This is a genomic window from Shimia sp. Alg240-R146 (assembly GCF_947331465.1).
Classification (GTDB): Bacteria; Pseudomonadota; Alphaproteobacteria; order Rhodobacterales; family Rhodobacteraceae; genus Shimia.
On sequence record NZ_CAMZOK010000003.1, the window covers coordinates 745422 to 757519 of the forward strand.

At 56.5% G+C, this 12098-nt stretch carries 10 protein-coding genes; 5 read left to right on the forward strand and 5 right to left on the reverse strand.

From position 1 onward, the window contains the following. Window position 1 precedes the first annotated feature (1 nt). The 3 genes from PG871_RS19330 to PG871_RS19340 form a co-directional block, all read right to left on the reverse strand. Window positions 2-1009: a hypothetical protein gene (locus PG871_RS19330; protein WP_270732556.1), complete on the reverse strand. Its 1008-nt coding sequence runs from the start codon at window positions 1007-1009 to the stop codon at window positions 2-4. An 84-nt stretch (window positions 1010-1093) separates the two neighbouring features. Then, complete coding sequence (locus PG871_RS19335; protein ID WP_270732559.1) at window positions 1094-3352, reverse strand: glycosyltransferase family 2 protein; 2259 nt, start codon at window positions 3350-3352, stop codon at window positions 1094-1096. A 30-nt stretch (window positions 3353-3382) separates the two neighbouring features. Next, on the reverse strand, window positions 3383-4432 hold the full coding sequence (locus PG871_RS19340; RefSeq protein ID WP_270732561.1) for a glycosyltransferase family 2 protein: 1050 nt from the start codon (window positions 4430-4432) through the stop codon (window positions 3383-3385). A gap of 724 nt (window positions 4433-5156) precedes the next feature. On the opposite strand from PG871_RS19340, the gene PG871_RS19345 reads away from it, so the two are divergent. After that, on the forward strand, window positions 5157-6818 hold the full coding sequence (locus PG871_RS19345; RefSeq protein WP_270732563.1) for an ABC transporter substrate-binding protein: 1662 nt from the start codon (window positions 5157-5159) through the stop codon (window positions 6816-6818). A gap of 66 nt (window positions 6819-6884) precedes the next feature. After that, entirely contained in the window at window positions 6885-7367 is a 483-nt protein-coding gene (locus PG871_RS19350; protein WP_270732566.1) for a DUF2165 family protein, read from the forward strand. Window positions 7368-7385: 18 nt separating this feature from the next. Here PG871_RS19350 and PG871_RS19355 read toward each other — a convergent pair whose 3' ends face one another. Then, window positions 7386-8504, reverse strand: a complete 1119-nt coding sequence (locus PG871_RS19355) for a zinc ABC transporter substrate-binding protein (protein WP_270732568.1) — start codon at window positions 8502-8504, stop codon at window positions 7386-7388. An 87-nt stretch (window positions 8505-8591) separates the two neighbouring features. On the opposite strand from PG871_RS19355, the gene PG871_RS19360 reads away from it, so the two are divergent. Genes PG871_RS19360 through PG871_RS19370 form a run of 3 tightly spaced genes read left to right on the forward strand, consistent with a single transcriptional unit; the run spans window position 8592 to window position 10628 of the window. Continuing rightward, complete coding sequence (locus PG871_RS19360) at window positions 8592-9068, forward strand: Fur family transcriptional regulator (RefSeq protein ID WP_270732570.1); 477 nt, start codon at window positions 8592-8594, stop codon at window positions 9066-9068. Then, window positions 9065-9829, forward strand: a complete 765-nt coding sequence (locus tag PG871_RS19365; RefSeq protein ID WP_270732752.1) for a metal ABC transporter ATP-binding protein — start codon at window positions 9065-9067, stop codon at window positions 9827-9829. The genes PG871_RS19360 and PG871_RS19365 overlap by 4 nt, the downstream gene beginning before the upstream one ends. A gap of 1 nt (window position 9830) precedes the next feature. Continuing rightward, entirely contained in the window at window positions 9831-10628 is a 798-nt protein-coding gene (locus PG871_RS19370) for a metal ABC transporter permease (protein ID WP_270732753.1), read from the forward strand. Window positions 10629-10724: 96 nt separating this feature from the next. Here the strand turns inward: PG871_RS19370 and PG871_RS19375 are convergent, their stop codons facing one another. Next, window positions 10725-11969 (reverse strand): serine hydrolase domain-containing protein, encoded by a 1245-nt coding sequence (locus tag PG871_RS19375; RefSeq protein ID WP_270732573.1) that lies wholly within the window; start codon window positions 11967-11969, stop codon window positions 10725-10727. Window positions 11970-12098 lie beyond the last annotated feature (129 nt).

Here is a 12098-nt window from a genome sequence, read left to right on the forward strand (position 1 = left end):
CTTACCCCTCTTGAAACAGACTTGGCGCTGCCTGGATCAATTTCGCACGGCAGTCCTTGATAAACTGCTTATCCACAAGAAAATCGCGCGAAATCTTTTCCACCGAGGCCTCACCCTTGAGCGATTCAATGGCGATCTTGGCACGAAATTCCGGATCATTGACCGGCGCCTGCTGCATGATTTTCTTGGCGGGGATCGGTGCAGCATCCGGATCAATACCGTGCTTCTTCATCACCTCGTCCATGAACGAGCCACGACGCGGACGGTTGTTTTCTGCTTCTTGCAATCGTGGCTTCATACGGCGCGCCCAGAAATGTACTGCCTTGGTGTCCTCGTTCAGCCAGTCTTTTTCGATGTCAAACTTGCTCTGGAACATCTTGTTCCGGTCTTTGAATGAAACAGGATAGAAAGCCTCAACCGGTTCGGCGTATTTGATCTCTCCGCTCTGCTGAAGGAACCACGTCACCGCCGCCGGTCCGGTAAAGCCCCAATTCTGCGCGGTCATATGCACCGGCTTGCCTGCGTCTTTCTCGGCCTGCAATTCCTTCTGCTGCCACGGCTTCAACCACGGACCAATCGCATATTCATCTTCAAAGAATTCCAGCATGTCCTTGAGCGCACGCGAGGACTTGGGCAGACCCAGCACTGCGTTGCACACCAAGCCCTCTTTTTCCCAGCCGAACACGGTCTTGCGCGTGAATTTGAACGATCGATAACAATAAATATCGGCATCCACCCAAATTTTGTCCGTCTTTGCCAGCATGTTGAGCCGCCACAAATCGGCGTGGATAGCGGGGCTTCCTGTGCGCACATGCCGGTGCATCGGCTCACCCGGGAAAATCTCGGCGGCATCCGCTGCGTGAACGCCCTCAGGAATGTTGGGAATTTCCTCATAGCTATAGAGCGTCGTGTGATGTCCCATATCCGCGAAAGATTTCAGACACAGCTGTTCCAGCCACGACAAACGCCCACCAATCCAAAGCGATGCAATTTCAGGAAGCCCGGCCATCTCGCCCACCTTTTGTTCTTTATTTGAGAACAGTTTAGCCCGAACTTCGGGCATTGTCTCTGAATTTCAAACCGTGACACACCCTTAGTGTGCCGTCTCCTGTTTCTCCACCGTAAAGAAGAAATCTTCTGGCAGATCGTCCCGTTCTACGACCCAATCCGGAATCACCTCCGGACCGGCAAGGAACACGTTGGCCCCAAAATGCGGATGCATCTGGGCGAGGCGTTCCTGACGGGCGCTCGTCAGGTCTTCATAGAACTGCGCATAGTTTGAGGTTTGCTTAAGAGCGTCGATTTTTGCCCGATGCCGGTCGACAGAAAAGGCATGCGCCTCGGCAATTTCCGGATCCGACAACAGGTGATCCATTTCGCCTTGCATCGCGGGGATCATACGCTGGATCGAGGTGTCCTCATCCACGTTGTTGTTCATCCGAAACCAGTAGGCCATACCTTGATCCCGATCGACGTGGTTCACCCGCCCGCGATCGCGTTTCACCAAGAAGCTTTCGGCTGAGCGCACGGCGTAATGGTTGAGCTGCACGAGGTCATAGCCAATCGTCGAGGAGGTAGACCGCCAGGCATTGCGGTACATATCGCGCGGCAGCGGCTCACCGGACCCGTTCACCCAATTGATGTGCGACCATAGCTGCGGGTTAAGCCCTTTTGGCCGGTGCACACCCAACTTTTTGAACAAGCCGATGTTGCGATATAGCGTCTTAAATCCCCAAGCCTGATGCGGCTTTCGAGTCTGCTCAAGCGCGCAGCGTGTGAACTGCGCCACCAACGGCTCATCGGCATATTCATGCACGTCGGAATTGCCAAAAAGCCGCCATGTGCAGGAAATCAGGTTGGCATCCGGAACCGTCTCGAACAGCGCCTTGAGCGTCCCGTCGCCGATTTTGACGTTGATGAACTCATCCACGTCCATGGAGATCACCCAATCCGCATCCTTGAGGATAGGTTCTTTCTCTCCAGCTTGTAGCGCAGCGTGCTGGGGTTTGAGTCCCGTGCCTTTGAACGGATTGTCGCGGTGCTGCACAATTCCTTTTTCTTGCAACAAATCCAGAAACGTATCTGTGCCATCGTTGCAGTCGTTGGTGTAAACGATGAACCGTTTCACCCCAATCGCACGGTGATAGGCAAGCCATTCCAGAATAAACGGGCCTTCGTTTTTCATGCAGGTTATGATCGCGACTTCATTGTTTTTGAGGTTCACTTCGGGCGCGTCAAGCTCGGGCATGCGCAGCGGCTTGTGATCAAACAGTTTGCGCGCCATTTTCCGCAGCTCGTCATCTTCGATCAGCGACGTTTTTGGCACAATTTTCGAAACTGTATCCGCCGGATGGCGCAATCCCATGAAGCGGTAGAACTTGACCCATTCGTCTTTTGCCGGGCGGGTGCCAACAACGCGGATCAGGCGCCAAACAGCATCAGGCTTGGCCTTGGCCGGAGCCACACACCAGCGCCGACGCGCCTGAGTGGCATCAAACTGAACACAGATATGATCGCCAAAGCTGACTTCATCGTCATTACGGACGCGCCAAGGGTAGCAGTGCATTCCCACAAGGTTGATCGACCCGGTAGACGACTTTTCTGCCTTGTCAAAAACAGTTTTGCCTTTGACGCCTTCGCCTTTGTCCTGACTCAGCACATCGGAAATATCCAAAAGTGCAACAGCCCGCGCCTTGGCAAGAAACCAGTACCGCATCATTTCAAAGAGCTGGAGCTCTCCGAGCGGAGACGTCCAAGGCTCCGGTTCAGGGATATCCATTCTGTCCTTACCGGGGGCGTCAGGCGCATTAAACGGGTGCTGCTCCGGTGGCAGATCAACTTGCCCAAGCGGCACATCTGCCCGCAAGACCACGACAGTCTTCAGACCGTTTATCTTGGAAATTCCGGCTTCTACCGCCTCAAGAAATGCCTCATCCTCTCCCGGCTTGGCCCGATCGATGATCAGCGCAGCCTGCAAATTTTGGCTCTTGGCGTGCACTTCCAGCCACATCAGCGTGCTCTCTGCGCTTTCGCCATTTCGGACGGCCAAAAAGCAGTTCAACCCCTCAAAAAGCGCCAACTCGGGCGCCATGGTTGGCAGCGCATAGTTTTGCCCATCCACCGTCAGCGCCGGTGCCTCTTCGACTTTCTCCAAATGCGCAATCGCGCCATTGCCAACGCTGCGCATCACCTTGAGTTTGCTTCCACTGGACTGAGAAAACCGGTCGGTCTCGACACCGGTTTTGAAGAAAGCCATCGCCTGATCTTCTGCTGTCTGCAGACATCCAAGCAAAACCGCCTCGCCGGCCTCAAAATGCGAAATCTGGCGTCGGAAAAACGCGGGCTTGCTCATACTCTCAACCTGCTCAGCCCCTTACGGGCCCTATGAATTATTGTTGTTAGCGTTTTGATACCATTGAACCAGCATTTTCTGCAATTGCGGCGATGGCACTTGGCTGCTGCCCGCAACTAGGATCTGAGACATCAGTTCTTGTGTGTCAGGCTGTGCAATCAGCGCATCAAACCGCGCCCGATGCCACATCAACGCTTGGACATGGAGCTTCTCGACATCCGGCAAAAGCATCAGTTCGGCCATGACCGCCTCTGTCTCAGGGCGTATCCGCGTAATACTGGTCTCCTCGACCGTGTTGAAGTTGCGTTCCACCCAATAGGCCAGATCAACCTTCTTCGTGGCCCGATTGGGCAGGCCTCGGTCCCGTTTGACAACAAATGCCGCGGCGGAGCGCACGGCGTAGTGATTGAGCTCCACCAGATCCCGCGCCACACCCAGTTGCCACAACGACAAACGTTGCGGGTGATCCGCCAAAAACGGACGCATCGGTGCGCCCGAGCCGTTGTAGATTTTCGGCGCATCCGCTTTGTCGCGCGGCTTTTGTTTAGGGCGGTGCACCCCAAACTGGTTAAACGGCCCTTTGGCGCGAAACAGCGTTTTGAACAGGCTGGCGGCAATGGGGTATTGCGCCTCGGGTGGAATTGCGCGGGTAAATTGTTCTGTGACCGGAAGCGCATCAATCCCGGTCACTTCATTGCTGCCAAACAATCGCCACGGCAGAACGATCGCATCTGCATCAGGCATTGCGGCAATCAGATCGGGAATCGTGTGGCCGTCTGCGTGGATGTTAATGAATTCATCCACATCGCTGACCAACACCCAATCCGCTGCCTTTCGGATGGGGTGTTTCCAAGCGGCTCGCAAAGCCTGCCATTGGATTGATTTTCCGGGTTCAGGGATGTGCGGCACATGCGTGACCACACCCGCCGCATCCAACGCCTGAAGCATTTCATGCGTGCCATCGTCGCAATCGTTGGAATAGATCAGAAAATCCGTGACACCCGCCGCCTTGTGATGCGCGATCCACTCCAGCAGGTAAGGTCCTTCGTTGCGAACCGATGTAACGCTGAGAATGCGCAAGTGCCCTGCCCCTTGAGGTGTTTTGCCTGTCCTAACACAGAGCAACCGCTCGCGTCACCCTTGCTTGAGGCCACTAAGCCGCATCCCCGTCTGTTGTCAAAGTGTCGAATATTCGACAGGACGGGTCGCTATCGGACCAGATCACATCGCACCTGCTCGCCTTACACTTGGTCATGGTTCGACCAAAAGAATGCAACATCCGCTTCGGTTCGGCACCCCGGTTCCGAACCGGTGCGCGTGCGCTGCCGCCCGACTGCAATGCACCAACCAAAGCTGACTTAGCATTGTTGCAAACCGTCTGTGCCGAGGCCAAAAATGAAGAAATTACCAATGCACCCTTGACGAATCCGCTTAACCACACGGAAACTTTACATATTGCGTCGTCCGGTAGGACCGTGAATGGTTATAGTGTGAAGGAGGACCGGACGCAGCCGGAGGTGGCCACCGCAAGCCATGTGCAAGCATGCAAGCGTGGACAACTGGTCCGGTGGGAGGAAAAGTTCATGCGCATAGCGCGAGACTACAGCGATGCGCGGAATGCGATCCGGCCTGTTGTCTCCTTCCAAATGCTCCAGAATACAATCGTGTCCTTTGGCCCCAAAGTCGGGCACCGAAAGATGCTATCACAGGAACAACAAACCGGCAGGTGACCACTGCCTGCCACAACAAATTGCAGCAACGACTGCACTCCGGGGACACCCGAATATCAACAGAGAGGAAGCAAATGACTTTTAAGACACGTACCGGCAAGCCGATGCCCAAGGTGATCGTCGACCAAGCCCACAAAGTGGGCGAGGACGAGGTGAACCGTCGCGAGTTTCTCGCGCTTGCAAGCGCCTTTGGCGCAACCGCAGCCACAGCCTACGGCATGCTCGGCATGGCAGCTCCTGCCTATGCAGACGGCCACGCCAAAGCCGGCGGCACCGTGCGCATCCAAATGGAAGTGCGCGCTCTCAAAGATCCGCGCACCTATGACTGGTCGCAGATCGCCAACTTCTCGCGCGGCTGGCTGGAATATCTGGTCGACTATGGCCGTGACGGCACATTCGGACCTAACCTGCTTGATAGCTGGGAAATTTCCGAAGACGCCAAGACCTATACCTTGAACGTTCGCAAGGGAGTGAAGTGGAACAACGGCGATGACTTCACTGCAGACGACGTGGCACGCAACATCGCCGGTTGGTGTGAAAAAGAAGTCGAAGGCAACTCGATGGCGGGCCGCTTCGCGACTCTTATCGACGAAGCCACCGGTAAGGCGGTCGATGGCAGCATCGAAGTTGTGGACTCCCACACTGTCAAACTGAACCTGCCCAAGCCCGACATCTCGTTGATCCCAGGCATGGCGGATTATCCAGCGGCCATCGTACACAGCTCACACAACCCGGACGACATGCTGTCCAACCCTGTCGGCACAGGCCCTTACCTTCCTGATGGATTGGAAGTCGGCGTCAAGGCCGCACTTGTGCGCAACGAAAACCACACATGGTGGGGTGCTGAGAGCGGCGCTTGGATGGATCGTATCGAATACATCGATTACGGCACCGATCCGGCGGCATGGGTTGCAGCGGCTGAATCCGAAGAAGTCGACATGCTTTATTCGGTAGATGGTGAGTTCATCGACCTCGTGTCCTCGCTTGATGGCTGGGTTGAAAACGAGATCGTTACGGCTGCGACCATCGTGATCCGTCCGAACCAGCTGGCCGAAATTGACGGCAAGACGCCTTATGCTGACATCCGGGTCCGCAAAGCGATTGCCATGGCTGTCGACAACAGCGTTCTGCTTGAACTGGGCTATGACGGCCGCGGTCAGGTTGCGGAAAACCACCACGTTGGTCCGATGCACCCTGAGTATGCGGAACTGCCCGCGATGAAGCACGATCCGGCTGGCGCTAAGGCGCTTCTGGACGAAGCTGGCATGGGCGACTTCGAGATGGAAATCCTCTCGATCGACGACGCGTGGCGTAAGAACACCACCGACGCCGTGGCCGCACAGCTGCGCGACGCTGGCTTCAACATCAAGCGGACCATCCTGCCAGGCTCCACCTTCTGGAACGACTGGGCAAAATACCCGTTCAGCTCGACCAACTGGAACCACCGTCCGCTCGGCGTGCAAATCTGGGCGCTCGCATATCGCACCGGTGAAGCGTGGAACGAGTTCGGCTATTCCAACCCGGACTTTGACGCCAACCTCGAAGAAGCGCTGGCAACAGCCGATATCGAGAAGCGCCGCGCGCTGATGGCCAAAGGTCAGGCGATGTTGCAGGAAGACGCTGTGACGATCCAGCCGTATTGGCGGTCGCTCTACAACCACACCGTTGACGGCCTTGAAGGTGGTGCACACCACATCTCCTTCGAGATCCACCCAGCCAAGCTGCACTGGACCTAATCCAGTCGCAGCGATTTTTGCGGGCCGCCCTTCAAGGGCGGCCCGTTTTCATGAAGGGGTTGTATGATGGATATGCTGCTGGTTGCGCAGACGGTTTCTCTTTTGTTGCCAACACTTTGGCTTACAACAGGTGTACGCGATAACATACTTCATCCGTCCGTGAATGAGGTCTTTACCGCGCAGGTTCTAACCATGGAGCGGATGGAAGAAGACTATCCGGACGAATATGCCCGCGTGGCGCATCGCGCGATCAAAAACCGCGTTTGGCAGACGGGCCTGTTTCGCTTGATCGTCGCCGCCGAAGTGATGACCGTTGCGGTGATGTGGGTTGGCGCTGTGTTGTTGGCGCTGGCCGCGATTGGGTACACGCTTCCCTCGATGGCCCGCGACGTGGCTTTGATCGGGGCCCTGATGTTCACCGGCGTTTGGTCGATGTTCACCATCGTCGGCAATCACTTCAACTATTGGTTTTGCCATGAAGGCGCCCAGAACACGCATTTTCAGCTACTGCTCTGGGGCCTTGGAAACATGATTTTGCTGAACCTTTAGATGTACAGCAAAACGCCATTAGTGGTCGTCGTGCTTCAGGCAGCTAACAAAGTCATCAGACATCTGGCCAATGACAAGGTTGTAGAGATCCGCTCCGACGTCTTGGTTGGCACCCAGTGGATCCAGTTCGGCGGTGTGAATGTCGAGACCTTCCGCCACCGATGCAACCAGCGAATCCGGGAATTGAGGCTCGCTAAAGATGCACTCAACTTTGTTCTCTGTCAGCGTGTTACGCACCTCACGCAGACGTGCCGCACTTGCCGATGACCCGTCGCCAACACGAATAGCACCAGATGCGATCAGCCCGAACCGGGTTTCAAAGTACTGATATGCATCATGGAATACCACAAAGTTAGCATCAGCCACAGAGATTAGCTTCGCTGCGATCTCCTCTTCCAAGGCGTCCAGCTCAGCTTGGGCTGCTGCCGCGTTTTTGGCATAGGTAGCGGCGTTTGCAGGATCAACTTCGGAAAGTTCGTCAGCAATCAGTGATAACCACACCCGCGCATTGTGTGGGTCAAGCCAAGCGTGGACGTCAGTTCCATCGTGGTCATGGCCTTCGTGATCGTCATGCGCATGATCGTCGTGGTCTTCGTGCTTGGCCTCGCCTTCATGCCCATGGTCATCGTGCTCGGCGTGATCATTGTTTTCATGGTCATCATGGCCGTGTTCGGCATGATCATCATCTGCGTGGTCATCATGATCCTCGTGATCGTCATGATCACTATGCTCGTCGTGATCATCATGGCCGTGTTCATGATCCTCTTCCGAGGTTATCTTGAAATCCTCCGAGGTCCGAAAATTATGTCGAACGGTGTCAGCGGAATTGAGCAACTCCACGACATGCGCTTCATCAGCCAGAGACTCAAGCAAGCCTTCGAGTTGAGGCGTCAATTCATGACCAATCCAAAACACCAGATTTGCGTTCTGCAGCGCACGGGCTTCTGACGGACGCAAGGCGTAGCCATGCGGAGAGGCCGTCGGTTGCATCAAAAGGTCAGGCGTCCCAACACCTTCCATGACTTGCGCGACAAGGCTATGAACGGGTGCAATATCGGCGACAACACGTGGAGTTTCAGCTTGAACAGACAGGGTGGCACCAAGAAAGGCCACAAAGCTGACGGGGAGGAGTTTCATGAGGGTACCTTTGATATAAGCTAACGCGACCACTGGCCCTAAACAAAATGTTATATTATATCAAGTGAAATTCGTAAGGAGATCACGATGGACAGCATCGGCTTTGAACATCACGATCATTCGGCCTGCATGGGCGGTGGGATGAAAACGGCGGAAGACGTGTGCGCCGCCAAGGGGCTGCGCCTGACCAAAGGGCGGCGGCGGGTGTTGGAAATTCTGTTGCAGGAACATCGTGCGATGGGGGCCTATGACATCCTTGCGTTGATGAGCGACGAAGGCTTCGCCGCGCAGCCACCGGTGGTGTACCGTGCCTTGGAATTCCTGGTCACAAACGGCTTCGTGCATAAACTGCAAAAGCTCAACGCTTACATCGCCTGCACCCATCCTGCCGACGACCATACGCCAGTGTTCCTAATCTGTCGCGGCTGTGAAACGGTCGCCGAAACGTCGGTGTCTCTGGCTGCCAGCCTTGGGGCTGCGGCCAAGTCGATGGGCTTCAAGATTGAGACAACAATGGTTGAGACAGAGGGCTTGTGCCCCACATGCCAGACGGCCGCGACATGAGGCTGATCACCATCAAGGACATGTCTGTGACGTTAGGCGCGCATACCGCGCTTTCGCATGTTGATCTGACCATCGACAAAGGCGAGATCGTCACAATTGTCGGGCCAAACGGCTCGGGAAAGTCCACCCTTTTGCGCAGCGTCATTGGCGCGATCATTCCCGACAGCGGAACGGTTTTGCGCGCCGCTGGCTTGAAAATTGGCTATGTTCCTCAGAGCCTTGCGATTGATCCGACGCTGCCACTAAGCGCAGGCCGTTTTCTGTCCTTGCCCAACCGGCGCCCCGCCAAAGCCGTGGCCAAGGCGCTGAAGCAGGCCGGAGCCGAAGACATCGCGGACCGCCCCATGGCCGGCCTTTCAGGCGGGCAATTCCAGCGGGTTCTTTTGGCGCGGGCGTTGATGGACTCCCCTGATCTACTCATTCTCGATGAGCCCACGACAGGCCTCGACCAACCCGGTTCCGCCGATTTTTACACCCAGATCGAAGAGGTTCGTCGGACCACTGGTGCGGCTGTTTTGATGGTCAGCCACGAATTGCACGTGGTGATGAGTGCAAGCGATCGCGTTGTGTGTCTGAATGGGCATGTGTGCTGTCATGGCGCGCCAGAAATCGTGGCCTCTGCGCCGGAGTATCGCGCGTTGTTTGGCACCGGTACACATGGCGCGCTGGCGCTTTACCGGCACGAACATGACCATCATCACCACGCGGAAGACGCTTGTGATCACGACCACCACACGCACGACCACCGGGAAAGCCACTGATATGTTTGATGATTTTCTGGTTCGCGCGGTTCTCGCAGGGATCGGGGTGGCGTTGGCGGCGGCGCCCTTGGGCTGCTTTGTGGTCTGGCGGCGTATGGCCTATTTCGGGGATGCGACCGCACATGCCGCGATCCTTGGTGTGGCGTTCTCGCTGGCATTTGGAATGTCCGTCTTTGTTGGTGCCTTGGCGGTGTCATTGGCGATGGCGGCCACGGTCACGACGCTGGCGGGACGAGGTTATGCGATGGACACATTGCTGGGCGTTCTGGCGCATAGCGCCTTGGCCTTTGGGCTTGTGGCTGTGTCGCTGCAACAAGGCGTGCGGCTGGACCCGATGTCTTATTTGTTTGGCGACATTCTGGCGGTGTCCAAATCCGATTTGGTGGTAATCTGGATTGGCGCGATTGCCGTTATTTCCTTGATGATCTGGCGTTGGCAAGGGCTTTTGACATCTACGCTGAACCCCGATCTGGCCTATGCCAGCGGCATCAACCCCAAACGGGAACAGCTGGTGTTGACCCTTGGTTTGGCGGTGGTTGTGGCGGTGGCAATCAAGGTGGTTGGCGCGTTGTTGATCGGCGCTTTGCTGGTCATTCCGGCAGCTGCGACGCGGGCTGTAACCCGTTCCCCCGAAGCCATGGCGGCCAGCGCTGCGGCGGTAGGTGTGGCCTCGGCCAGTGGCGGATTGTGGGCGTCGTATTACTGGGACACGCCGGCGGGGCCGTCGATTGTCTGTGTGGCTGCGGTTTTCTTTGCGCTCACAAACTTGGTGTCGCGGCTTGGGTTAACGACCCGATAGTTTGCCAATTACCTGATCTGCAAAGCGTCTGTATGGCGTCGGTATCGCGTCGGTGCCGATTTCGGCACGCTTGGTTTTTACGCAACGCGCGCTGCCTCAGGCAATGAGCGCCGCGTGCACGAGTGCTTTGAGCTGAGGGCGCGTGGGATAGGAGCTTGAAGGCGACAGTTGGGTGAAAAACACCACCGAAAGATCTTCGACCGGATCGACCCAGAAAAAGGTCGAGGCCATACCGCCCCAACTGAAGTCTCCGACGCTGCCAGGCACGCGAGCGCGGCCCGCATCCAGAACCACTGCGCCGCCAAGACCAAAGCCCATGCCTTCCATCGGCTGTTCGGCAAAGCTTTCGGGACCCATGGACGCGATGTCGCCCCGCAAATGATTGGACATCATGAAGTTGGTGGTGCGCGATGACAAAAGCCGTGCCTCGCCCAGAGCGCCGCCACGACGCAGCATCTCGGCAAAGCGCAGATAGTCATCCATCGTGCCAACAAGCCCGCCACCGCCAGAAAACGTGGAGGTTTTTAGAAAGGATGACTCGTCCGGCCGATCCACAAGACGCAGCGTTTCAGCGCCCATCTCGGCGTCGTTGAGCCCCATGGCGTTGCCCGCCAGAGGCGTATAGAGCGCGGCGAAGCGGTCAGACTGCGACGGTTGTACGGAAAATCCGGTCTCGCTCATGCCAAGGGGGACAAAAATCTCCTCTTGAAAAAAGACGTCCAGTGGTTTGCCCGACACCACTTCGATCACGCGGCCCAGTACGTCGATACCAACCGAATATTCCCAGCGTGCACCCGGCTGGAACGCCAATGGTAAAGCGGCCAGTCGGCGCACTTCATCCGCCAAAGCACCTTGGTTGGGTTTGAACAGAATGTCCTCTTCATCCATTTCGGCGGCCAGGACACCGGGGTTGAACGGATAGCTCAGACCGGAGGTGTGGGTGGCAAGTTGGTGCAATGTTGGTGTGGCACACGGCTCGGTCTGATCAATCGAGGTAGCGCCTTTGATCAGCGCGTGGCAGTCCGCGAACTCCGGCACAAATTCAGATACGGGCGCGTCCAGATGAAACAGCCCTTTTTCGGCCAACATCATCAGGCCCACGGTCGTCACCGGCTTGGTCATTGAATAGATCCGCGCCACGGTGTCCCGTTCAAAGGCGGTAGCATTTTCAACACTGCGCAACCCCGTGACATGGTCAAACACCACATCCCCGCCGCGCGCGATCAACAGCCCATTGCCCGCATGTTTGCGATCCGTCACCAGACTCTCCATCCAATCGCGGATCACCTCCAAGCGATTGGAGTCAAATCCTCGATCCTGAGGGTCTGCTGTGCCTATCATGCGCCGCGCCTCCCGCTGCGGTAAATCTTGCGTTCAGAGTGGCGGCAGCGCGGCCAACGGACAAGCCGGTAAGAATACGTAGGTCGCCACGTCGTCTGAAATGGTGTGCCCTCTTCCATGCCGGACCGG

Bases quoted from the DNA above. Each gene is read 5' to 3' on its own strand.
- PG871_RS19360 (WP_270732570.1), top strand. From the start codon at position 8,592: ATGGACAGCATCGGCTTTGAACATCACGATCATTCGGCCTGCATGGGC.
- PG871_RS19330 (WP_270732556.1), bottom strand. From the start codon at position 1,009: ATGGCCGGGCTTCCTGAAATTGCATCGCTTTGGATTGGTGGGCGTTTG.
- PG871_RS19355 (WP_270732568.1), bottom strand. From the start codon at position 8,504: ATGAAACTCCTCCCCGTCAGCTTTGTGGCCTTTCTTGGTGCCACCCTG.
- PG871_RS19350 (WP_270732566.1), top strand. From the start codon at position 6,885: ATGGATATGCTGCTGGTTGCGCAGACGGTTTCTCTTTTGTTGCCAACA.
- PG871_RS19335 (WP_270732559.1), bottom strand. From the start codon at position 3,352: ATGAGCAAGCCCGCGTTTTTCCGACGCCAGATTTCGCATTTTGAGGCC.
- PG871_RS19345 (WP_270732563.1), top strand. From the start codon at position 5,157: ATGACTTTTAAGACACGTACCGGCAAGCCGATGCCCAAGGTGATCGTC.
- PG871_RS19365 (WP_270732752.1), top strand. From the start codon at position 9,065: ATGAGGCTGATCACCATCAAGGACATGTCTGTGACGTTAGGCGCGCAT.
- PG871_RS19375 (WP_270732573.1), bottom strand. From the start codon at position 11,969: ATGATAGGCACAGCAGACCCTCAGGATCGAGGATTTGACTCCAATCGC.
- PG871_RS19370 (WP_270732753.1), top strand. From the start codon at position 9,831: ATGTTTGATGATTTTCTGGTTCGCGCGGTTCTCGCAGGGATCGGGGTG.